This window comes from Tenacibaculum haliotis (assembly GCF_025215075.1).
Classification (GTDB): Bacteria; Bacteroidota; Bacteroidia; order Flavobacteriales; family Flavobacteriaceae; genus Polaribacter; species Polaribacter haliotis_B.
This window is the reverse complement of the sequence record NZ_JAOBTH010000025.1, coordinates 72,159-95,192: the sequence shown is the minus strand read 5'-3', so window position 1 is coordinate 95,192 and position 23,034 is coordinate 72,159. Positions and strand designations below refer to the sequence as shown.

The 23,034-nt window shown below is 30.0% G+C and carries 19 protein-coding genes; 8 read left to right on the top strand and 11 right to left on the bottom strand.

The features are described 5' to 3' along the window. Nucleotide 1: 1 nt before the first annotated feature. Nucleotides 2–709 (top strand): dipeptidase PepE, encoded by a 708-nt coding sequence (gene pepE / locus N2251_RS05595; RefSeq protein WP_260585735.1) that lies wholly within the window; start codon nucleotides 2–4, stop codon nucleotides 707–709. Nucleotides 710–747: 38 nt separating this feature from the next. Here the strand turns inward: pepE and folD are convergent, their stop codons facing one another. The 6 genes from folD to N2251_RS05565 form a co-directional block, all read right to left on the bottom strand. After that, entirely contained in the window at nucleotides 748–1,626 is an 879-nt protein-coding gene (gene folD, locus N2251_RS05590; protein WP_260585734.1) for a bifunctional methylenetetrahydrofolate dehydrogenase/methenyltetrahydrofolate cyclohydrolase FolD, read from the bottom strand. 72 nt (nucleotides 1,627–1,698) lie between these two features. Then, nucleotides 1,699–3,027: a signal recognition particle protein gene (ffh, locus tag N2251_RS05585; RefSeq protein WP_260585733.1), complete on the bottom strand. Its 1,329-nt coding sequence runs from the start codon at nucleotides 3,025–3,027 to the stop codon at nucleotides 1,699–1,701. Nucleotides 3,028–3,190: 163 nt separating this feature from the next. Beyond that, on the bottom strand, nucleotides 3,191–3,715 hold the full coding sequence (locus N2251_RS05580; RefSeq protein WP_260585732.1) for a DinB family protein: 525 nt from the start codon (nucleotides 3,713–3,715) through the stop codon (nucleotides 3,191–3,193). After that, complete coding sequence (locus tag N2251_RS05575) at nucleotides 3,715–4,269, bottom strand: DUF1572 family protein (RefSeq protein ID WP_260585731.1); 555 nt, start codon at nucleotides 4,267–4,269, stop codon at nucleotides 3,715–3,717. Before N2251_RS05575 ends, N2251_RS05580 begins: the two co-directional genes overlap by 1 nt. Before the next feature lie 48 nt (nucleotides 4,270–4,317). After that, nucleotides 4,318–4,785 carry a peptide-methionine (R)-S-oxide reductase MsrB gene (gene msrB, locus N2251_RS05570; RefSeq protein WP_260585730.1) on the bottom strand — a complete coding sequence of 156 codons (468 nt, stop codon included), beginning with the start codon at nucleotides 4,783–4,785 and terminating at the stop codon, nucleotides 4,318–4,320. A 2-nt stretch (nucleotides 4,786–4,787) separates the two neighbouring features. Continuing rightward, entirely contained in the window at nucleotides 4,788–5,654 is an 867-nt protein-coding gene (locus N2251_RS05565; RefSeq protein WP_260585729.1) for an alpha/beta hydrolase, read from the bottom strand. Between the two features lie 127 nt (nucleotides 5,655–5,781). Here N2251_RS05565 and N2251_RS05560 point away from each other — a divergent pair, with 127 nt between their 5' ends. Next, nucleotides 5,782–6,594: a M48 family metallopeptidase gene (locus tag N2251_RS05560; RefSeq protein WP_260585728.1), complete on the top strand. Its 813-nt coding sequence runs from the start codon at nucleotides 5,782–5,784 to the stop codon at nucleotides 6,592–6,594. A 67-nt stretch (nucleotides 6,595–6,661) separates the two neighbouring features. Then, nucleotides 6,662–7,957 (top strand): MFS transporter, encoded by a 1,296-nt coding sequence (locus N2251_RS05555; protein ID WP_260585727.1) that lies wholly within the window; start codon nucleotides 6,662–6,664, stop codon nucleotides 7,955–7,957. Nucleotides 7,958–7,959: 2 nt separating this feature from the next. On the opposite strand, the gene N2251_RS05550 is transcribed toward N2251_RS05555, so the two are convergent. The 5 genes from N2251_RS05550 to N2251_RS05530 form a co-directional block, all read right to left on the bottom strand. Continuing rightward, a complete protein-coding gene (locus tag N2251_RS05550; protein WP_260585726.1) occupies nucleotides 7,960–9,582 on the bottom strand; it encodes an RluA family pseudouridine synthase in 1,623 nt (540 codons plus the stop codon). Between the two features lie 42 nt (nucleotides 9,583–9,624). After that, the gene (locus N2251_RS05545; protein ID WP_260585725.1) at nucleotides 9,625–11,397 is read right to left on the bottom strand and encodes an AMP-dependent synthetase/ligase; all 1,773 of its coding nucleotides are present in this window, start codon (nucleotides 11,395–11,397) and stop codon (nucleotides 9,625–9,627) included. Between the two features lie 73 nt (nucleotides 11,398–11,470). Then, the gene (locus tag N2251_RS05540) at nucleotides 11,471–13,243 is read right to left on the bottom strand and encodes an AMP-dependent synthetase/ligase (protein ID WP_260585724.1); all 1,773 of its coding nucleotides are present in this window, start codon (nucleotides 13,241–13,243) and stop codon (nucleotides 11,471–11,473) included. 58 nt (nucleotides 13,244–13,301) lie between these two features. Continuing rightward, on the bottom strand, nucleotides 13,302–14,006 hold the full coding sequence (locus tag N2251_RS05535; protein ID WP_260585723.1) for a LytR/AlgR family response regulator transcription factor: 705 nt from the start codon (nucleotides 14,004–14,006) through the stop codon (nucleotides 13,302–13,304). After that, nucleotides 13,999–15,129, bottom strand: a complete 1,131-nt coding sequence (locus N2251_RS05530; protein WP_260585722.1) for a sensor histidine kinase — start codon at nucleotides 15,127–15,129, stop codon at nucleotides 13,999–14,001. The genes N2251_RS05535 and N2251_RS05530 overlap by 8 nt, the downstream gene beginning before the upstream one ends. A gap of 205 nt (nucleotides 15,130–15,334) precedes the next feature. On the opposite strand from N2251_RS05530, the gene N2251_RS05525 reads away from it, so the two are divergent. The 5 genes from N2251_RS05525 to N2251_RS05505 all read left to right on the top strand — a co-directional run bounded on the left by N2251_RS05525 (nucleotide 15,335) and on the right by N2251_RS05505 (nucleotide 22,948). Further along, entirely contained in the window at nucleotides 15,335–16,219 is an 885-nt protein-coding gene (locus N2251_RS05525; RefSeq protein ID WP_260585721.1) for an ABC transporter ATP-binding protein, read from the top strand. A 3-nt stretch (nucleotides 16,220–16,222) separates the two neighbouring features. Then, on the top strand, nucleotides 16,223–19,789 hold the full coding sequence (locus N2251_RS05520; protein ID WP_260585720.1) for a M1 family aminopeptidase: 3,567 nt from the start codon (nucleotides 16,223–16,225) through the stop codon (nucleotides 19,787–19,789). A 172-nt stretch (nucleotides 19,790–19,961) separates the two neighbouring features. Further along, a complete protein-coding gene (locus N2251_RS05515; protein WP_260585719.1) occupies nucleotides 19,962–21,050 on the top strand; it encodes a sensor histidine kinase in 1,089 nt (362 codons plus the stop codon). Next, nucleotides 21,037–21,759, top strand: a complete 723-nt coding sequence (locus N2251_RS05510; RefSeq protein ID WP_260585718.1) for a LytR/AlgR family response regulator transcription factor — start codon at nucleotides 21,037–21,039, stop codon at nucleotides 21,757–21,759. Before N2251_RS05515 ends, N2251_RS05510 begins: the two co-directional genes overlap by 14 nt. Before the next feature lie 10 nt (nucleotides 21,760–21,769). After that, on the top strand, nucleotides 21,770–22,948 hold the full coding sequence (locus N2251_RS05505; RefSeq protein WP_260585717.1) for an alpha/beta hydrolase-fold protein: 1,179 nt from the start codon (nucleotides 21,770–21,772) through the stop codon (nucleotides 22,946–22,948). The last annotated feature ends 86 nt before the right edge of the window (nucleotides 22,949–23,034 follow it).

Below are 23,034 nucleotides of genomic sequence, written 5' to 3'. Positions count from 1 at the left end.
TATGAAAAAAATTATTATAGCTAGTACATCAACGATTCACGGAAGCGGATATTTAGAATATATATTACCAACGCTTGCTACTTTTTTTAAAGAAGCTAAAACTATTTTATTCATTCCTTATGCAAGACCAGGCGGAATAAGTTATGACGAGTACACAGCTATTGCTAAAAAAGCTTTTGCTACGATTGATAAAAAAGTAAAAGGGATTCACGAATTTGATAATCCGAAGGAAGCACTAAAACAAGCTGAAGGAATTTTTACAGGTGGAGGAAATACTTTTGAATTGGTGAATCAATTATATAAAAAGGATGTAATTACAGCATTAAAACAAGCTGTAGAAAGCGGAATACCGTATTTAGGAACTAGTGCAGGAAGTAATATTTGCGGAGTTACAATGATGAATACTAACGATATGCCAATTGTATATCCGCCAAGTTTTAAAACGTTAGCGTTTATTCCTTTTAATATAAATGCTCATTATTTAGATCCGATAGAGGGCTCTACACATATGGGCGAAACTAGAGAAACTAGAATAAAGGAGTATCATGTGTTTAACACGACTTCGGTTTTAGGCTTACGAGAGGGGAGTTGGTTAGAGGTAAGTGGAGATTCAATAATTTTAAAAGGAAGTTTATCTGCACGTTTATTTCAAAAAGATACAACACCTATTGAATTGGCAACAAATAAAGAGATAAGTATTTTATTTTAAAAAAAACTCCAAACATTTGTTTGGAGTTTTTTTACTTATTATAAATCATTTCTTTTACAGGCGAGTAAGGTGTTTTTTAACAACATTGCTATTGTCATTGGACCTACACCTCCAGGAACTGGAGTTATAAATGCTGATTTTTCGGCAACTTCATTAAAAGCAACATCACCAACTAAACGAAAACCTCGTTTTTTAGAAGAGTCAGCAACACGAGTAATTCCAACATCAATAACAGTAACATTATCTTTAACCATATCGGCTTTTAAAAACTCAGGAATACCTAAAGCAGCAATAATAATATCAGCTTGTAAAGTAATTTCTTTTAAATTCTTTGTTCTACTATGTGTTAAAGTAACTGTTGCGTTTCCTACTTTTCTTTTTTGAGCTAACAAAATACTCATTGGGCTACCTACAATATGGCTTCGACCAATAACGACAACATTTTTACCGCTAGTTTCTACCTTATAACGATCTAACAGTTCTAAAATTCCAAACGGAGTAGCCGAGATAAATGTAGGTAAGTTTAAGGCCATTTTACCAACATTAGTTGGATGAAATCCGTCTACATCTTTATCTGGGTTTACAGCCATTAATACTTTTTGCTCATCAATATGATCGGGTAGTGGAAGCTGTACAATAAAACCATCAATATCATTGTCGATATTTAAAATAGCAATTTCATTAAGCAATTCTTCTTCGGTTGTTTCTTTAGGAAGTCTAATTAAAGAAGATTCAAAACCTACACGATCACATGCTTTTACTTTTGCGTTAACGTAGGTTAAACTTGCGCCATCACTACCAACAATAATGGCTGCTAAATGAGGTGTTTTTTTATCGTTGTTTTTTAACTCTAATACATCAAGAGCAATTTCTTCCTTAATGTCTGCGGATGTTTTTTTACCGTCTAGTAAAATCATTGTGTTGTTGTGTTGTGATTGTTGTTAGTAGCTATATGTAAAAAAAAAGAGAAGCCACAGCTTCTCTTTATATTATTTCATTCCTTTCATCATTTGCATCATTTTTTTTCCACCACCACCTTGCATCATTTTCATCATTTTGCTCATCTGATTAAATTGCTTCATCAACTGGTTTATTTCTTGAACAGAGGTACCAGAACCTTTTGCTATTCTTTTTTTACGGCTTGCGTTTATGGAAGAAGGCGTGCTTCTTTCTAACGGAGTCATAGATTGTATAATGGCTTCGATACCTGTAAAAGCATCGTCTTCTATTTCAACATCTTTTAAGGCCTTTCCTGCACCAGGAATCATACCTACAAGATCTTTCATGCTACCCATTTTTTTGATTTGTTGTATTTGACTTAAAAAGTCATCAAAACCAAATTGATCTTTAGCAATTTTCTTTTGTAATTTTCTAGCTTCATCTTCATCATATTGTTCTTGAGCACGTTCTACTAAAGAGATAACGTCTCCCATACCCAAAATACGATCTGCCATACGATCTGGATAAAATACATCAATTGCATCCATCTTTTCGCCAGTACCAATAAACTTAATTGGTTTATTTACTACAGATTTTATCGATAAAGCAGCTCCACCACGGGTATCACCATCTAATTTGGTTAATACAACACCGTCGAAGTTTAAAATATCATTAAAAGCTTTTGCTGTATTTACAGCATCTTGCCCTGTCATTGAATCTACAACAAATAATGTTTCTTGCGGATTAACAGCTTTGTGAATGTTAGAAATTTCATTCATCATTTCTTCATCAACAGCTAAACGACCAGCAGTATCAATAATAACTACATTCTTACCGTTTGCTTTTGCATGCTTAATTGCATTTAAAGAAATTTCAACAGGATTCTTATTTTCTACTTCTGCATATACATCAACGCCAATTTGTTCTCCAACAACTTGTAACTGATTAATAGCGGCAGGACGATACACATCACAACCTACTAATAATACTTCTTTAGATTTTTTAGTTTTTAAGAAGTTAGCCAATTTACCAGAAAAGGTAGTTTTACCAGATCCTTGTAAACCAGACATTAAAATTACACTAAGAGAACCACCTAAGTTAACACCAACAGTATCACCACCCATTAATTCAGTTAGCTCGTCTTTAACTAACTTTACCATTAATTGACCTGGATTTAACGTAGTTAATACGTCTTGACCTAAGGCTTTTTGTTGTACTCTTTTAGTAAAATCTTTAGCTATCTTAAAGTTAACATCGGCGTCTAATAAAGCTCTACGAACTTCTTTTAGCGTTTCTGCAACATTAACTTCAGTAATTTTTCCGTGTCCTTTAAGCGTGTGTAACGCTTTATCTAACTTTTCACTTAAATTATTAAACATGTATCGGCTTCATTTTTAGAGGCACAAATATAGTAATTAGACTTTATATGTTAGACTTTAGATGCTAGATTTTTAGTCTTTTTTAAAGAAAAAATAATTGATAAATAAAATTAAGTAGTTTTTTTAGCCTGTAATTTTTTAAGAATTATAAAGGTTGAATTTATTAATGCTTCTCTTTTAAAATAGTAGTGTGATGCTCGGTATGATATCCTGTCCACATAATAATTTCTCTAATAGGCATTTTACCCATTAATGGATGAGGAAGAATTAGGGAATTTAAATCCTTGTTTTTCCAACGTTTCGTTTTATCTTGTAGTTTTTTGTTTTGTACTTGAAGTGTTACTAATAATTGGTTAAAATTAGCTTTGGAAGGAGTTTTTACTTCAATATTAAATTTCTTGGCTCTTTCTTGATTTTTAGAAAGCTTCTCTTGATAGCGTTTTGCAACTTCATCATAAGAGCGAACTTCTCTATTGGCGCTTCCGAATTTATACTTCAATAAAAATTTAGGGTAACTCAACGCTTTGTTTACTTGTTTTATTGAATCTACTAAATGAACAATATGTTGTCCTGTAGTCCATTTACCTTCAGGGCCTTTTTCAAAAGAATCTTCAGATTGTTGATGTATCCAATTAAATAATTCTTGATGTTTTTCTTCTAATAAAGTAACGATTTCTTTTTTTTCCATTATAAGTTTTCAGTAAAGTGTTTGCGTGATTTTGTTTTGCTAAATTTCTCATCATTGTATGCTTTTGAATTTCCTTTAGCTACAGATAAATTTTGCCACTCATCAATTACTAACAGTTTACCTAAAAAAACAATTTGACCTATATGATAAGAATAATGACAAAGTTGACGGTTTATAGCTTCAGTAATTGAATGCCCTTCATTTCTGATATAAATAATGGTATCAAAATTTTTTTCAGTAATTGTATTTAAAGCATCAAATAAAACTTTCCATCCTGTTTCCCAACAAGCAATAACTTCTTCTTTAGTTGTAAATGAATTTATAAATTCACTGTCTCTATCTCTCCATTCTTTTTCACCATCCTCCGTTAAAAAGTTTGTCCAGCGAGAATGCATATTGCCAACAATATGTTTAATTATAATAGCAATAGAATTATTGTTTTTATTTGGTAATTCAAAAAACTGATCATTATTTAATTGAATAAAAGTTTTATCACCTAAAGATTTATAGTATTCAAATTGTTTTTTTATACTTGATAAATAGGATGTTTCCATTAAAAAGAGCTGATTTTAGTCAGCTCTAAGTTACAATATTTTAATGAGTTATTTCTTTGGGATAAAATCTAAAGCAGCGCCGTTAATACAATGTCGTTTACCAGTAGTTTCTCTTGGGCCATCGTTAAAAGCATGTCCTAAATGACCACCACAGGTGTTGCATTTTAATTCGGTACGAGCATATCCTATTTTATAATCAACATCTAATTCAACATTCTTTTTTATGGCTCTATCAAAAGCTGGCCACCCTGAACCGGATTCGTATTTATGTTCAGATTTATATAATGGAGTCTTACAAGCAGCGCAAACGTATGTACCTTTTTTATAGTTTTTGTTTAACGAGCTTGAATTTTGACGCTCAGTACCAGCTTCTCTAAGAACATAATATTGTATTGGCGTTAAAAGAGATTTCCATGTTGTATTTGTTTTTGAAACCTTGTATGTTTTTTTATTTTGAGCGTTTCCTGAGTAATTTACAAGTGTAATTAAAATGAGGGCAAATACTATTTTTTTCATATTTATTGAATAATAAAGTCTACAATTTCAGAAGTTACTTTTTTATTACGAAGTATTTTAGTGTGTCCTAAACCTTTGGTAATTAAAAGTTTTCCTTTTGATATGTTTTGACGAATATTTATAGCACAACTTACAGGTACGTCTCCATCATTAGAATCGTGCACAATTAAAGTAGGAATATTTATATTTTTAGCAACAATACTTGACGAATGTGAATCGATATCCATTTTCCATTGCTTATCAAAAATATTTTTCATTTTTCGAGCAACAATCGGTTTTACTTCTAGGTTTTTTGTGAAATTTAAAATAACATCAGAAATTTTATCAGCAGCACCAACAGTTACTAATTTATTAATTTTAAAATCGGTTGCAACGCTATTGTATAAACACATACCACCAAAAGAATGCCCTACAGCAGCTTCAAAAGGGCCAAATTGTTTATCTATTTCTGTAATAGCATCTAAAAACTCAGGCATCATCGTTGTTTTTCCTTCTGATTTTCCGTGGGCTGGTCCATCAAAAGAAACTACCATGTATCCTTTTTCTAATAATTTATCAGCAATCATAAACAACTGAGTGCTTCTTCCTGCCCAACCGTGTACAAGTAAAACTTTCTTTTTTGAATATCCATAAGATAATATTTCTACTTTTTTAGAAATATTAGGTATGGTTATTGTCTTCTTTTGTGCGCTTTTTAGCATTACTTTTTCCCTTTCAGGAATTGAAAATTTTATAGGTGTAATAAAGAGTTTAGTTCCAAATTTAGCAGTTAAACCAGTGGATAAAAATTGAATCGATTTAGCTAAAAATATAATAGGTTTAGGTATAAGTAAGCTAGGGGAGAATAAAATAGAACTTTTAAAATTCATGAAATTTATTTTTAAGATAAAGATAGAATTTGTAAATTTAAAACATACAATTTGTTTACTACTTTTGTGACAATATATTTTTTAACGTGTCATACATAATAACCAACACAAATAAAAACAATAATAAATGAAAAGAATTATCGCTATAGGAATTGTTGCAGTACTTTTAGTACAATGTAGTACAGTGCCCATTACAGGAAGAAAACGCCTTAATTTTGTGAGTGATGCAGAAGTATTACCTTCAAGTTTTGCACAGTATAAAGGTTTTTTAGCTGAAAATAAATTATCTAAAGATGCTACTAAATCAAACCAAATAAAAAGAGTTGGTAAGAATATATCCGAAGCCGTAGATCGCTTTATGAGAGCAAACGGTATGAAATCTGAAGCAGATTCTTATAAATGGGAATTTAATTTAGTAGAAGACAAAACTGTAAATGCTTGGTGTTTACCAGGAGGTAAAGTAGTTTTTTATACCGGTATTTTACCAATTTGTGCAAACGAAGATGGTATTGCAGCGGTTATGGGGCATGAAGTTGCGCATGCTTTTGCAAAACACGGTCAAGAGCGTATGTCTACAGGACAATTACAACAATTAGGAGGTGCAGCTGTAGCGTTGGGAACTAAAAATAGTAAAAACGCGGCTATTTTTAATACCGCTTATGGTTTGGGAACTCAAGTAGGTGTAATGTTACCATTTAGTAGAAGTCATGAAACAGAGGCTGATAAGTTAGGATTGGTATTTATGTTAATGGCAGGTTATAATGGAGAAGAAGCTGCTGAAGTTTGGGTAAGAATGAGTCAAAGATCAAAAGGAGGAAAATCATCGCCAGAGTTTATGAGTACGCACCCATCTAATGAATCTCGTATTCAAACACTTAGGTCTTATTTGCCAGAAGCAAAGAAATTATCGGCAAAATTTAATGTGCCAGGGAAAAAATAAGAGAGTTAATTATTTATATTATATTGCAAACCGTTCATTTTATGAACGGTTTTTTTATTTAAGATATATGTATAAAATAGGGGATAAAAAGTTAATAAATGCATGGGCATTTTACGATTGGGCAAACTCAGTATATTCATTAGTAATTAGTACAGCTGTTTTTCCGTTATATTACAGTGCGGTAACAAAAGGGCAAACTGTTCGTTTTTTAGGAATGGATTGGGAACATCCAGACAGTTTGTACAGTTATGCATTGTCATTTTCTTTTTTAGTGGTAGCGCTTATTTCTCCAATTTTATCAGGAATTGCTGATTATACAGGAAGTAAGAAAAAGTTTATGAAATTTTTCTGTTGGCTTGGAGGTTTATCTGTAATAGCGTTGTATTTCTTTGATGGCTTAGATACTGTGTGGATTGGTATTTGGTTTACCATTTTAGCAAGTATTGGTTTTTGGGCAAGTTGGGTTTTTTATAATGCTTATTTACCTGAAGTAGCTTTGCCAGAGCAACAAGATAGAGCTAGTGCAAAAGGTTTTATCTACGGATATATTGGATCAGTTATTTTATTGATAATAAATTTAGGAATGATTATGTTTCCTGAAACATTAGGCATCACATCAGGTATGGCATCTCGACTTTCTTTTGTGATGGTTGGTATTTGGTGGATTGGGTTTGCACAAATTACTTTTAGAAAACTTCCAGGAGATATTTATAATAAACAACCAGACAACGATTATATATGGAAAGGATATAGAGAATTACAAATTGTATTTAAAGAAGTGTTAAATTATCCTACATTAAAACGATTTTTATTAGCTTTTTTCTTTTTGAGTATTGGTGTGCAAACTATCATTTTAATGGCGGCTATTTTTGGTTCTTCAGAATTGGGTTTAGAATCTACCAATATGATTGCAACCATTTTGTTAGTACAAATTGTAGCTATTTTCGGAGCCTTAATTTTTTCTAGAATTTCAGGTAAATACGGAAATTTTAAAGCTTTAAAATTAACTATTGGTATATGGATGCTTGTTTGCTTTTTTGCATTTTCATTAGATAAATCTCAAGAAAATGTAGCGCTATATTTTTACGGATTAGGAGGTTTGTTAGGATTAGTGCAAGGAGCAATACAATCGCTAACACGATCTACGTATTCTAAACTTTTACCAGAAACAGAAGACCATGCAACGTACTTTAGTTTTTATGATGTGGTAGAAAAAATAGCAATCGTTTTGGGAACTTCTGTATACGGAGCATTGTATGCAATTACCGATTCTATGCAATGGTCGGTATTATGTTTGGCAATTTTCTTTTTAATATCGTTTATCATCTTAAACACATTAAAGAAAACGAAATACGTAGCCTAATTTTAAAATGGAGCAGGAGAAGTAAATTGTACTTCTTTTTTGCTAATAGGATGCCTAAAAAGAATGCTTTCTGCATGTAAATGTAATCTGTTAGCTTTCATTCCATACAAATCATCACCTGCAATAGGTGTGTTTAAACCTAAATTGTGTGCAGCATGTACTCGTAACTGATGTGTGCGACCTGTAATAGGGTAAAAATATACTTTTGTTTTATTATCTATAACTTCAATAGTTTCCCATTTAGTAAGCGCTTTTTTACCGTGTTCGTAACATACTAATTGTTTAGGTCTGTCATCTAAATCAACTCTTAACGGTAGGTTTATTTTGCCTTCTTTTTCTTCAAAAGTACCATCTAATAAAGCAATGTAGCGTTTTTTTATAGTTCTATTGATAAACTGCGCTTGTAAAGATTTATGAATGATTTCGTTTTTAGCGATCAACAAAATGCCAGAAGTAGACATATCTAAGCGATGAACAATCAATGGTCCGGTAGCATTTGGATATTCCTTTTTAATTCTACTATACACCGAATCTTTAACTTCTTTTCCCGCTACAGATAATAATTCATGTGGTTTGTTGATTACAAGCAGATACTCATCTTCAAATATAATTTCAATTTCTTTTTTCGTTTGAAATTGTGCCATTAGCGGATTCTCATAAACAGTTAATCCCTGTAACATATGATGCAAGATAGGTTTACATTTACCTGTACAAGCAGCATAGTACTGTTGGTGTTTTCGAATAGCAGTAGCCGATGGTTTACCCCACCAAAATTCTGCCATGCAAATAGGAGTAAGGTTGTTTAAAAAAGCATATTGTAACAATTTAGGGGCGCAACAATCACCAGCACCAGCAGGAATATTTTGGGTAGAATCTTTAAAAATAGTTAATAGATTTTCCTTTTCATTTTTAGCGTTTAAGAATTCATATTGTTTAAATATTTCTTGTTGACCAGCTGCAGAAAGCTCTTTTCGTTCTTGTTTTAATTGCTGTATTTGTAGTAGGTAATTAGTATATTTATCTTGTATAGAAGTTATTTGATTGTTTAAATATACTCCGTATTCACGTAAATAAAACTCCTCATTAATATTAAGTTGATTGTCTTGTTTAGAAAGCTCTTTTCTTAATTTTCTGCGTGTTTTAATTATCTTTTTTTCTTCACTTAAAAGAATTTCATTTTTTGATACCCTTTTTAAATATGATTTTTTAATTTTTAAATAATCAATATTACTTTCTAATTTAGAAAGTTGAAGATTAATTTGATTGTTTTTCTCTTCTGTTTTTAAGAATACTCCGTTTTTAACTAAAACATCGTATACTGGTGGTACGAATTTTTTATGATGATTCGTTCCAGCAATTTTACCTGAAAAAGCAGCTAGATATCCTAATTCACCATCATTTTTTTTAACAACTAATACTCCAAACATTTTACCCAAAGCATCTTTGTCTTTCTGATTTTTTATGCCAAAGTTATGTGTAAAATCTGTTTGATTTTTTAAGTACTCTTGTAATTCTTTAGTAGCTATTTTAGCTAAAGAATGTGGTGTATAGTTATGCGGATAATCAAACTTATTGGGTAAAGATATAGTATTTGTTTTAGTAGTAAACGATAAGAATTTATCCATAATAAAAAGAAAAAGTGTTGCTTTCACAACACTTTTTAAAAATTAACAATTATATATTTTATCGTATAAATCTTTATAAATTTCTTTGATAATTTTACGTTTCATTTTCATAGTAGGTGTAAGGTGTCCTCCATCTATAGACCATTCTTCTGCCGTTAATTCAAAACGCTTAATCATTTCCCATTTTCCAAATTTAGAGTTACAAAGTGTAACTTCTTCTTGAATACGTTCAATTACTTTTGCGTTATTAATTAAATCAGTATTATTTTCGAATTTAAGATTATGTCTTTTTGCCCATTCTCTTACAAAATCGAAATTTGGTTGAATAAATGCAGCTGGCATTTTTTCTCCTTCTCCAACTACCATTACTTGTTCTATAAAACGTGATTGTTTTAACTCTCCTTCTAATAATGGCGGAATAACATATTTACCACCAGAGGTTTTAAACATTTCTTTAGTACGACCAGTAATTTTTAAGAATCCATCTTTATCAAGTTCTCCTTTATCACCAGTATAAAAATAACCATTTTTTAAAACTTCAGCCGTTTTTTCAGCATCTTTATAATAGCCTAACATTACGTTAGGTCCTTTTACTAAAATTTCACCTGTTTCAGCAAATTTCAGTTCTAATCCGTCAATTAATTTACCTACGGTTCCAGCTCTAAATCCGCCATTTCTAACATCATTTACTGTAATTACTGGAGAAGTTTCAGTAAGACCATAACCTTCCATTACAGGCATTCCTGCGGCAGCAAAAATTCTTGTTAAACGTGGTTGTAAAGCAGCAGAACCTGAAACCATTAATTTTAAATCACCTCCTAAAGCAGCTTGCCACTTCGAGAAAATTAATTTACGGGCAACACTTAATTGCTTTTCATACCACCATCCGTTAGCTCCGTATGGTTTGTATTTTAAACCTAAATCTATTGCCCAAAAGAACAATACTTTTTTGATACCTGTTAAGTCAGCTCCTTTGGCATAAATTTTATCATAAATTTTTTCATATAACCTAGGAACAGCTGTCATTACATGAGGTTTTATTTCTTGTGCATTTTCACTTAGCTTATCTATCGCTTCAGCAAAATAAATAGAAACGCCACAATATTGATATAAGTACAATATCATGCGTTCAAAAATATGACAGATAGGTAAAAAACTCAGTCCACGTTCTTCTCCATATAAAAGCGGTACTCTTTTTTCACTAGCTAACACGTTAGATACAATGTTACCATGAGAAAGCATTACACCTTTTGGTCTTCCCGTAGTACCAGAAGTGTAAATTAAAGTAGCTAAACTATCAGAAGTAACTGCATTTTTACGTTCTTCGACTTCATTTTGATTATCGGTGTTTTTGCCTAATTCTAAAATTTCTTTCCAACTTTTTTCATTGGCAATATCATCAAAAGTAAAAACGTCTTTAAGGCTTGTATTTCCTTTAATCTGATTTAGTTTTTCTAAAACAGTTTCATCAGAAACGAAACAATAAGTAGCACCTGAGTGATTTAAAACATATTCGTAATCTTCCTTCGATATTGTAGGATAAATAGGTACATTTTGCGCACCTGTTTGTAAGATACCAATGTCACAAATATTCCATTCTGTACGGTTGTTTGTTGAAATTACAGCTATCTTATCATTAGGTTGTACTCCTAAACGCAATAAACCCCTACTAATAGTATTGGCTTTGTTAATATATTCGTTGGTAGAGATTGACTTCCACTTACCATTATATTTGGTGGTAAAAGCTTTTTCTAAATTATAAGTTTCTTGTTGATAATAAGGAAAGTCAAAAAGACGGGTAATTTCAATCGACATAAATTTCATTTTTTTGCGTCTTGCAAAGTAGGGAAAATAGCTTGATTGTACAAGTTTCACCTTAATGGTTGATTTATTGTTGATTATATAATTTTTCATACAAATTGTTGTATTTTTCTAAGATAACTTTACGTCTCATTTTCAATGTAGGTGTTAAATGCCCTGCATTAACTGTCCATTCATCTGTTGTAATTTCGAAACATTTTACTTGTTCCCATTTCCCGAATTTTAGATTGTAATAATCTATTTCTTTTTGAATTCTTTCAATTAGCTTTTTATCTGTGGTAACATTATTAACCGTATACTTGTGTCTTTTTGCCCATTCCTTCACAAAATCAAAAGAAATTTGGATAATTGCTGCGGGCATTTTTTCACTTTCTCCAATGACCATTACTTGTTCTATAAAGCGTGATTTTTTTAATTCGCTTTCTAGCACCGCAGGAGCAATATATTTACCTCCAGAAGTTTTAAAAATTTCTTTTTTTCTATCTGTAATTTTTAAGAAACCTTCTTCGTCTATTTCTCCGATATCTCCGGTATGTAAATACTCGTTTATAATAGTTTTTTTGGTTTGTTCGGGGTTTTTATAATAGCCCATCATAATGTTAGTTCCTTTGACTAAAATTTCACCATCATCAGCAATTTTTATAGAAACATCTTTAATTGCTTTACCAACAGTGCCTATTTTAAATCCTTTATTTCGCATGTCGGTTACAGAAACGGCAGGAGAGGTTTCTGTCATTCCGTAGCCTTCAAAAACAGGAATTCCGGCTGCTGTAAAAATTTTAATTAGCCGAGGTTGCATAGGAGCGCTTCCTGCCAACATAAAATCTAATTTACCACCTAAAGCTTCTTTCCATTTAGAAAAAACGAGTTTTCGAGCTATTTTTAATTGAAATTCGTACCACCAACCATTTTCTTTATATGGTTTGTACTGTTCGGATAACTGTAATGACCAGAAAAATAATCGTTTTTTTATGCCAGTTAAATCACTGCCTTTATCAACAATTTTATCAAAAACCTTTTCTAATAATCGAGGTACTATCGCCATGAAGTTTGGGCGTATTTCACGAAGATTATCTCCAATTTTATCTATGCTTTCTGCAAAGTGAATTTCAAAGCCCATATATTGACAATAGTAGGAAGCGGCTCTTTCGAAAATATGCGAAACGGGTAGGTAACTAATGGCCTTTTTTTTATGGTGATGTAAATCTAAAGAAGTACTAATAGCAAAAATATTATCCACAATGTTCTTATGAGAAAGCATTACTCCTTTTGGCGTTCCGGTTGTACCAGAAGTGTAAATAATAGTGGCTAAATCTGATGGGTTTACTAATGCTTTATTTTTTTCAACAAGAGATTGAGTTTCGGTATTATTTCCTAAAGATAAAAAAGAACTCCAGCTATAATCTGTTGCTATATCTTCAAATGTAAATACTTTTTTTAGTTGCGTTTGATGCTGAACAGTAAGCACTTTCTCATATAAATCATTGTCAGAAACAAAGCAATAAATACTGTCAGAATGATTTAAAACATATGCATAATCTTTTTCTGAAAAAGTAGGGTATAAAGGAACATTTATAGCACCTGTTTGTAGTACACCAATATCTAAAACATGCCATTTTGGTTGATTTGTAGAGGTAATAACTGCTATTTTGTCTCCAGGTTTTATACCGAGATTTAATAAGGCTCTACTTACAGTATTCGCATCATTAATATATGTTTGTGTTGATACATTAACCCAAGTATTCTTTTCTTTTGATACAAAGCATTTTTCTTGTGGATACTGGCTAAGTTGATAATAAGGAAAATCGAAAAGACGTGTAACTTGTGTTGATTTATGCATATTAGTTCGTTTGGCATAAATCTATTAAAAAAATAATAATTACAAGAATAAAATAAATTTAGTGATTAAAAAGTTCACTTACTCGACTCTTATAAGTTTGTCCAATAGGAACTTTGTGTTCTTTTATTAAAATACGATTGCCTTCAATAAATTTGATTTTATCAATAGCTACAATAAACGATTTATGAACTCGTAAAAAATTGCCATCTGTTAAAATAGTCTCATAATGTGATATCTTTTCATGACTAACAATCATTTCATCAATTAAGAATAGTTTAGTATAATTTCCGTAGGCTTCGATATATAATAAATCATTTAAGTCAATTTGATGATGTTTTTTATCACCTTTTACAAAAAAACGAGTTGTTGATGAAGTGTTATTAGTAACTTCTTTAATAACTGTTTTTGCTGATTGGTTTTCTGAAACTTTATTAACGGCCTTAACCAAACGATCGAAACTAAAAGGTTTTAAAATATAATCAACAACATTTAATTCAAAGCCTTCTAAAGCATGTTCTTTATACGCTGTAGTAATAATCGTTTTAGGAGGTTTTGTTAATGTTTTTAGAAAATCTAACCCTCTTAATTTAGGCATATTAATGTCTAAAAACATAAAATCAATTGTGTTTTCATTTAAAAACTGCATTGCTTCCATAGCATTATAACAGTTTTTTTCTAGCTGAACATGTGGCAACATACTACAAAATTCTTCAACAATTTCGTGTGCTAAAGGTTCGTCGTCTATGATGATATATTTAAGCATGTTTCGCAATTTTTAAAGTGGTTTTATAAATGTTGTTTTGATTATTTACTTGTAATTCATGATTGTTTTTATAGACTAAAGATAATCTTTTCTTCAAGTTTTTTAATCCGATGCCACTAGATTGGGTTTTTTCTTTAGAATCAAAATTGTTTTCTAATTCAAAATAAATAGCATGTTTATCTTCATATAAATTGATATGAACAAATGCGTTTTCAGCAAGACTTTCTACACCATGTTTAAATGCGTTTTCTAAAAGAATGATGTAGAGCAAAGGCGAAATTGTTAAACTTGTGTTTATTGTATGGGTAAAAGTGATTTCTACCGTTTTTTTATAGCGAATTTTATGTAATTCTATATAATTTTCTAGGTATTCAATTTCATCAGCAAGTTCTACTTTCTCTTTTTCTCCTTCATAAATGGTATAACGCATCATGTCAGATAATTTTAGAATAACTTCTGGCGCTTGTTTCGAATTCTTAATTGTTAAAGCGTATAAATTATTTAATGTGTTAAAGAAAAAATGAGGGTTTATTTGCGCTCTTAACAAAGATAGTTCAGTATTCGATTTTTCGGCTTTTAAGTTCTGTAGCCATTTCCATTGCTCAAAAATCCATAATGAAAATAATATAGGGATTGGTATGAAAAATACTGTAAAAGGAAACTCTTTTTTAATTTCTAAATACGTTTCTAATCCGCCAGTAAACAATCTCAAATACATGAAATATAGAAATATTGGAACATAAAAGAAAGCAATTAATTTCCAATATTTTTTAAAAAAACTAGGTGCTAATAAATAAGCGGTTCCAATCCAAAAACCTATTAATAAAATAAATGTAATTGGATTGTCTGGTAATTGCATAAAAGAATCAATTGCTAATGCAATAAAAAATAACATAAATAAAACAAGTACACTAAGTACTGTTTTCTTCTTTCTTTTTAAATAATTAAAGTTATGAATAGGCAATGCAATTACTAACCCCCAAATAAATACGAAAATAACTATCTCATAGGTTTTATCTTCAGGAAGAAGAATTAAACCAAAATAGTCTAATAAATAAAAAATAGGGATTATAACCGAAAACCCAAATATAAAAGCTTTATACTTTTTTAAAAACTGAATCATACTTCAAAATTACTATTGTTATAGCATTATTGCAACATTATTGACATACAGTACTATTTTTAGGTTAAACAAACCATTTTTTTAGTTGAATTTAAGATAGCTCAAAATTCAAGTTATCTGAATTGAAAAAAGCCTTGTTTATCATCTTTAATTTAAGAAAGAGTTATAATATTTCATATTTGTGTATAATTTAAAACATCAGATAATGAATACTTTAAGAATAAATAATTTAACAAAAACATATCCTAATGGTGTGAAAGCATTAAACGGAATTAGCTTAGAAATAACTAACGGAATGTTTGGTTTACTAGGGGCAAATGGTGCCGGAAAATCATCATTAATGAGAACTATTGCTACTTTGCAAGAACCTACTTCTGGAAGTATTTCATTTAATAATGTAAACATTATTGAAAAGCCAAATAACGTTAGAAAACATTTAGGATATTTACCGCAAGAATTTGGTGTGTATCCAAAAATATCAGCAGAAAAATTGCTAGATCATTTGGCTGTTTTAAAAGGAGTTTTAAATAAAAAAGAACGCAAAGAACAAGTTACAGCTTTATTGCAGCAGGTAAATTTATATCAGCATCGTAAAAAATCGGTATTTACTTTTTCTGGCGGAATGCGTCAGCGTTTTGGTATTGCACAAGCATTATTAGGCGACCCACAAATTATAATTGTAGATGAACCCACTGCTGGTTTAGATCCAGAAGAAAGCAATCGTTTTTTAAACTTATTAAGTGAAATAGGTGAAAATGTCATCGTAATTCTTTCTACGCATATTGTTGAAGATGTGAGGAATTTATGCCCAAAAATGGCAATATTATCAAATGGAGAAATTATTTCTATAGGAAATCCAAAAGAATTAGTAGCAAGTATTGATGGCAAAATATGGACGAAAATCATTCCTAAAAAAGACATTACAATTTACAAAAAAGCATTTGATATTATCTCAACAAAATTAGTTGCAGGAGAAACTCAAATTAGAGTTTTATCAGATCAAAAACCCGAAGAAGGTTTTGAAAAAATCAACCCTAATTTAGAAGATTTTTACTTCACCGCCTTATTTAATCAAACTATAAAAGCCTAAATTATGTTTAAAAAATTAATACAGTTCGAAATTTTTTATCAGTTAAAACAAAGAGCATTTCCTTTATTAGCATTGTTGTTTTTAGCCTTAGGTATTTTTGTTGGTAGACAAGGTTTTGCTCCACAGGGCGTAAATTTTAATGCTGGTTTTCAAGTATATTTTCACGTTAGCTTATTTACATTAGGAAGTTTATTTATAATTATGTTTTTTGCTATAAGTACTATGCTTAGAGACAAACAGCATAAAATGGAAGGCTTAATTTATAGTTCTTCTATTAAGAAATTTCATTATTTTGGAAGCCGTTTTTCAGGAACATTCTTTTTTAGTTTGTTGGCTTTTTCTCCTTTTATAATTGGATATGTTTTTGGGAATTATACTGCCGATTTGGATCCAGAACGTGTCGCAGATTTTCAGTTAATGACTTACTTACAACCTTGGTTATATATTGTTGTGCCTAATATTTTTATATGTACTACTATTATTTTTTCGGTAGCAACCATTACAAAAAAAAGTACAGCAACTTACGTGAGTGCCGTATTTATTTACATGCTGTATTTTTTGAGTTCTATTTTTTTAAACTCACCATTATTGGCACAAGCTACGCCTGCTTCATCAGAAAGTATGGCAATAGCTGCCATTGCAGATCCGTTTGGAATTTCCGCATTTTTTGAGCAAACACAATTTTGGACACCCTTTGAAAAAAACACACAATTATTATCGTTTTCAGGATTGTTTTTATGGAATAGATTAATTTGGGTAATTGTGTCTTTCGGAATATTATTAACTACCTATAAACTATTTTCTTTTAGAAAAATCACTAAAAAAGTGAAGAAAAAAAAGAACGTTACCATTTCAAAATCTCCTTTGTTAGGTTATAAACCTTTAAAAGTAGCATCAAATTTTAAAGCACAAAAAATAGCATTATTATCTTTAGTAAAAGTAGAATTAAAAAGTGTTTTTAAAAGTTTACCATTTATAGCCGTTTTATTGATGTGGGTTTTTATAGTTTTTTCTGAAATATATTCAACATTAATAAGTGGAGGCGAATACGGTGTAAGCATGTATCCGTTTACCAATAAATTGGTAGAATTAATTGTAGATCCACTAACTATTTTTAGTTTAATTCTAATCATTTTTTACGGCTCAGAAATTGTTTGGAAAGAACGTAGCTTAAATTTTAATTTAATTATTGATGCGTTGCCAGTTAAAAACTCGGTATTCTTTTTATCAAAATTTACTGCATTAATATTACTTCCAATTATTTTAATAACAGTAGGAATTTTAATATGTATTGCTTTCCAAATAGCATTAGGGTATTCTAATTTCGAATTCGGTTTATATGTATCACTTTATTATCATTACGGATTGCAATTAGTCGTTTTTTGTATGCTTACTTTGTTTATAAGCAGTTTAGCAAAAAACAAATATATGGGAATGGGAATCTTCGGACTGATTGTGCTATTAACACTTAAATCTGGAATGTTAGGACTTGAGCATCCACTTACAAGTCTTGGTTTTTTACCAAGAATAGATTACAATAATATGGATGGTTTCAACGGTGTTTCAAATTTATATAATCATCTAGCAATGTATTGGTTGGCTTTTGGATTGTTGTTAACGTTGCTTTCCTTTAAGATTTGGAATCGTGGAATTATAGCTGATTTTTCAGTAAAAGTGAAGCAGTTTTTAACAAATTGGAATAAAGTTCAAAAATTGAGTGCAACTTTTTTATTCTTAATTTTTATCGGTTTTGGGAGTCTTGTTTTTTATAACATTAATATAGTTTCAGAATATAGTACGATAAATGATAATTTAGATTTTAGCGAAAACTATGAGCGTAAATTCAAACAATATGAAAGTATTGAAAGGTTGTATCCAAGTTCAAAAAAGACAGAAGTAGCTATTTTTCCTGAAGACAGAAGTTATACCGTAAATGCAAAATATGTTATGGTAAATCGTAGCAAAAAATCAATGTCGCAAGTGTTTATAACAGAAAGAAAAGCATTAGATACAGTTTTTTTAGAGAATGCTGATTTAATAAAGCAAAATGCTGATTTCGGAATCTACCTTTTTAAATTCAAGAAAGCATTACAACCACAGGATTCAGTAGTATTCAATTTTAAATTAACGAATAAAGTAAAAGGTTATGAAAACGATAAATCTATTATAAATAATGGAACTTACCTAAATCGATTTAGTAATTTTGACCCCATTTTTGGATATACAAATAGTTTTGAAATTTCAAATCAAAGAGAACGAAAAAAAAGAAATTTACCTGAACGTGTAGAAGAAAATGAAAGCACGGATGCTCACATTGCTCTTGAGGATGTTAAATATGAAAAAATAAATTTTGAAACTATAATATCTACATCAAGCAATCAAACAGCCATTAGTTCAGGAAAATTATTGAAGCAATGGACAGCAAATAATAGAAACTATTTTCATTATAAATCTAATAAGAAAATTTCACCTTCAGTAGGTTATTTTTCAGCAAAATATGTAAATAAAAAAACAAATTATAAAGGTGTAGCAATTGAGCAATATTATGATGTAAATCACAATTTTAATATTGATGCTATTGAAAAAAGCATCAAAGAAACATTAGATTATTGTCAAGATAATTTTGGAGCATATCAGTTTGATTATCTTAGAATGGCAGAAGTTCCTGCACATTGGCCATTTGGTGGATTTGCGCATCCTGGAGTTATTAGTATGGTTGAAGATCGATTGTATTTATCTGATGTGAGTGATGAAGATACTTTTAATGTAGTCGCAAAAAGAACTATTCACGAAGTATCGCATCAATGGTGGGGACACACATTATCTTCTAAACCAGTTGCTGGAGGTGCTTTTCTTGTTGAAGGACTTGCAAAATATACAGAAGCTATGGTGATGGAAAAAATGTATGGAAAAAGTGCATTGTACACTTTAGCAGAAAATGCAAGAAGCCGTTATTTTTCTGGAAGATCTTTTGCTTCTAATATTGAACCACCAGTATATAAAGTAGATGGGCAAAGTTATATTTCGTACGGAAAAGCATTAAATACTTTGTTAGCTTTAAGAGATTTAATAGGAGAGAAGCAAGTGAATTTGGTATTAAAAACCTTAACAGATTCTTTTAGAAATAGCAATAAACTGGAAGCAACTACTTTAGATTTTTTAACTGAAGTTTATAAAGTAACTCCAGTAAATCAACACGATTTAATAAACGATTGGTTTAAAAAAGTAATTACTTATGATTTAGAGATTGAAAACGCAACAATGAAAGCATTAGCAAACGAAACTTATGAAATTACAGTAAAAGTAAAAGCAAAACGTTTTGAAACATTAGAAAATGGAGAAGTAAAACAAATCTCAATTGATGAGCCAATTAAAATTGGATTGTTTACTACGCATCCATCCATGGTAAAAGATAATAAATCTGTATTGTATTATGAGTCTAGTCAAATCAATAAAGAGATATCAGAAATTAAGATAATTATAAAAGAGAAGCCAAGTTATATTGCAATTGATCCTTACGGAACAAGATCTGATGAGAACTTAGTAGATAATGTTTTTCTTTTTAAGTAAAAGATAAACCTCTCTTAAGTTGATTACTGAATGCATTTAAGAGAGGTTTTTTTTATGCAACTAAAACCTACTGGCGATATTAAAATAATAACTCAACGCTCAACATCAAATATTTACGTTCCTGTACTTTTTCTTTTTGATTTAAAAAGTATTTTGTTGCTTTGTTAAAATTATGAAAGCTAAAACAACTACATTTAATAAGAAACAGAATATAACTCTATATTGGAAATGTCAGCTCATTGGTTGGAGTTTGGTTTCTACATATTGGGCATATACTGTGTATACTAGAGATGATTATGGTGTTTTGTATACTTTTTTAAATTATGTTTTAGATGCCTCAATAGGAATATTTATAACTCATTTTTACAGAAAAATTTCCTTAAAAGCGAAGTGGAAGGAGTTATCAATAAAAAAACTCTTAATAAGGGTAATACCTTCAATACTTTTATTAGCCATAATTTACGTGTTAATAAACAACTTTAAGTGGTATGTATTCTGGACGTATTTAATTAAAAATGAAGTTGATTTTTTAACATCATTAGTTTATTGGGATCCAATATTCATTACAGGTTTACGATTAATGTCTATTTGGATATTGGCATATCACCTATACCATTATTATCAAAAAGAAGTAGTTACAGCAAAAGAAAACGCACAATTGTCTATCATCGTAAAACAAGCGCAATTAGACAATTTATCAGCGCAATTAAATCCACACTTTTTATTTAACTCGTTAAACTCTATTAAATCTTTAGTAATTGAAAACCCTGATACAGCAAGGAGATCGATTGATTTATTGTCTGATTTATTACGTTCATCATTGTATGAAAAAGACAAAGACTTAATTTCAATTAAAGAAGAACTATCTTTAGTAAAAGATTATATCGAGTTAGAAAAAATGCGTTTTGAAGAGCGTTTGCAATTAGAAATAACAATTGATAAAACATTGAATACATTTAAAATTCCTACGTTGAGTATTCAACTATTAATAGAGAACGCCATTAAACACGGAATCGATTTAATTGTTAAAGGAGGGATTATTAATCTTACGATACAAAAGCAACAAAATTTTGTTGAAATTATTGTTGTAAACCCCGGAAAAATAAATAATAAAAAAAGTACTGGATTAAGGCTAAAAAATTTGCAAAAACGACTAGAAATTCAATATAAAAACAAAGCAATTTTTAGTTTAGTAGCACTGAATACAAATGAAGTTGAAGCTAAAATAACCATACCAATTATTTCAGATGAAAATATTTAAAACTATAATTATTGATGATGAACGCTTGGCAAGAGAAGAAGTTAAGCGTGCGCTAAAAAGTTATCCTGAATTTGAAATTGTTGGAGAGGCAAATAATGTAGATGCAGCTTTAATTATTATAGAGCAGGAACAGCCAGATATTCTTTTTTTAGACATTCATATGCCAGAAAAATCTGGATTTGATTTGTTAGATGAACTTACAACTGTACCCGAAGTGGTGTTTACAACAGCTTACGATCAATATGCTGTAAAAGCTTTTGAGTTAAATGCTTTAGATTACTTAGTAAAACCTTTAAGAGAGGAACGTTTTTCTAAAACTATAGAAAAAGTAAAAGAAGAATTATCAAAAAAAGAAGAGTTAAAGACAGGTGTTTTACCAATGAATCGTAAAATATTTATTAAAGATGGCGAAAAATGCTTTTTTATTCCTTTATCAGAAATCTATTTTATAGAATCTATAGGCAACTATGTTCGTTTGTATTTTGGTGATCAAAAAGCAATGATAAAACGGTCTTTAAAATTATTAGAAGAAAAATTAGATGCCACTGTTTTTTTTAGAATAAACAGAAGTCAAATTATAAATACTCACTTTATTAAAGAAATTCACCCATATTTTAATAACAAACTTCAAATTAAATTAATAACAGGCGAAACTCTAGAAGCTTCAAGTAGACAGTCTATAAAGTTTAAAAATTGGAATAGCCTTTAAATTCAAAAAGATGACTAAAAAAAATTATGTAACAAAAATGCTTATTGTGTTTTTGATGTTCTTGCAATACACAGTAGTTTCACAAAATGCAACTTCTTATTCAATAGGAAAAACTTATAAAATTAAGTCTAAAGTTTTAAATGAAGAACGTACTTATATTCTTGAATTACCAAGTTCTTATATAACAGGTGAAACAAAGTATCCTATTTTAGTTTTATTAGATGGCGAAATGAGCTATCACTCTCATTCGGGAATACTAAACCATATGACACAAGGACGTCAAATTCCTGAAATGATTATTGTTGCCATTACAAACGTAGATAGAAACAGAGATTATACACCAACAAAATATTTAACCAATTTAAATGGATCTAGTGCTGTAGAAAACCATAAAACGACAGGAGGAAGCGCAATTTTTTTACAATTTATTGAACAAGAATTATTACCTAAAGTTGAAAAAAAATATAGAACTAACGGATTTAAAACCTTAGTTGGTATTTCTCATGGCGGTTTGTTAGTAGGATCTGCTTTTTTATCAAAAGAAACAACATTTAATGGTTTTGTTTCAATGGATCCAAGTTTTTGGTGGGACAATCAACAAGTAGTGAAACAATTAGAGAAAACAGATTTAAATCAAATAAAAAACAAAAGATTTTATTTATCTACCGCAGATAAATTTGAAAATTTTGATAGAATTCCGCATGTATTTACTGCCAATATAAACAGTCACGAAAACTTTAATGCAACTTTAAAAAACAAGGGTTTTTCACCATCAAATATTGCTCTAGAATATTTTAAAGAAGAAAACCATTGGACAGTTGCACTAATGAGTTTGTATCATGGAATGCAATTTATTTACAAAGGTTTGAAAATGAAAAATATGAATAGTAGTTCTATTGATGAAATTGAACTTTATTATCAAAACAACTATAATGGAAGTTTTTTACCACCAGAAAACGATATAAATTCTTTAGGGTATAGCTTTTTAATTAATAACCCTAAGAAAGCATTGACATACTTTAAATTAAATGCAAAGAATTATCCAAAATCATCTAATGCTTTTGATAGTTTAGGAGAAGTATATTTTAATATAGGTGATAAGGTAAATGCTTTAAAGAATTATAAAAAGTCATTTGATTTAGATCCGGATAATAAAAACGCCTTAAAAATGATAAAGCAACTAAATTAGTTGTTTGTTTAAAAATAGAACTAAATATTTTAACGTTTGTAAACGTATTTCTACGTTGCTGTACTTTCTTTTTTAAGCTATTCATA

What these genes read in the sequence shown, in the direction of transcription:
- pepE (WP_260585735.1), top strand. Translation starts at nt 2, where the DNA reads ATGAAAAAAATTATTATAGCTAGTACATCAACGATTCACGGAAGCGGA.
- folD (WP_260585734.1), bottom strand. Translation starts at nt 1,626, where the DNA reads ATGATTTTACTAGACGGTAAAAAAACATCCGCAGACATTAAGGAAGAA.
- ffh (WP_260585733.1), bottom strand. Translation starts at nt 3,027, where the DNA reads ATGTTTAATAATTTAAGTGAAAAGTTAGATAAAGCGTTACACACGCTT.
- N2251_RS05580 (WP_260585732.1), bottom strand. Translation starts at nt 3,715, where the DNA reads ATGGAAAAAAAAGAAATCGTTACTTTATTAGAAGAAAAACATCAAGAA.
- N2251_RS05575 (WP_260585731.1), bottom strand. Translation starts at nt 4,269, where the DNA reads ATGGAAACATCCTATTTATCAAGTATAAAAAAACAATTTGAATACTAT.
- msrB (WP_260585730.1), bottom strand. Translation starts at nt 4,785, where the DNA reads ATGAAAAAAATAGTATTTGCCCTCATTTTAATTACACTTGTAAATTAC.
- N2251_RS05565 (WP_260585729.1), bottom strand. Translation starts at nt 5,654, where the DNA reads ATGAATTTTAAAAGTTCTATTTTATTCTCCCCTAGCTTACTTATACCT.
- N2251_RS05560 (WP_260585728.1), top strand. Translation starts at nt 5,782, where the DNA reads ATGAAAAGAATTATCGCTATAGGAATTGTTGCAGTACTTTTAGTACAA.
- N2251_RS05555 (WP_260585727.1), top strand. Translation starts at nt 6,662, where the DNA reads ATGTATAAAATAGGGGATAAAAAGTTAATAAATGCATGGGCATTTTAC.
- N2251_RS05550 (WP_260585726.1), bottom strand. Translation starts at nt 9,582, where the DNA reads ATGGATAAATTCTTATCGTTTACTACTAAAACAAATACTATATCTTTA.
- N2251_RS05545 (WP_260585725.1), bottom strand. Translation starts at nt 11,397, where the DNA reads ATGTCGATTGAAATTACCCGTCTTTTTGACTTTCCTTATTATCAACAA.
- N2251_RS05540 (WP_260585724.1), bottom strand. Translation starts at nt 13,243, where the DNA reads ATGCATAAATCAACACAAGTTACACGTCTTTTCGATTTTCCTTATTAT.
- N2251_RS05535 (WP_260585723.1), bottom strand. Translation starts at nt 14,006, where the DNA reads ATGCTTAAATATATCATCATAGACGACGAACCTTTAGCACACGAAATT.
- N2251_RS05530 (WP_260585722.1), bottom strand. Translation starts at nt 15,129, where the DNA reads ATGATTCAGTTTTTAAAAAAGTATAAAGCTTTTATATTTGGGTTTTCG.
- N2251_RS05525 (WP_260585721.1), top strand. Translation starts at nt 15,335, where the DNA reads ATGAATACTTTAAGAATAAATAATTTAACAAAAACATATCCTAATGGT.
- N2251_RS05520 (WP_260585720.1), top strand. Translation starts at nt 16,223, where the DNA reads ATGTTTAAAAAATTAATACAGTTCGAAATTTTTTATCAGTTAAAACAA.
- N2251_RS05515 (WP_260585719.1), top strand. Translation starts at nt 19,962, where the DNA reads ATGAAAGCTAAAACAACTACATTTAATAAGAAACAGAATATAACTCTA.
- N2251_RS05510 (WP_260585718.1), top strand. Translation starts at nt 21,037, where the DNA reads ATGAAAATATTTAAAACTATAATTATTGATGATGAACGCTTGGCAAGA.
- N2251_RS05505 (WP_260585717.1), top strand. Translation starts at nt 21,770, where the DNA reads ATGACTAAAAAAAATTATGTAACAAAAATGCTTATTGTGTTTTTGATG.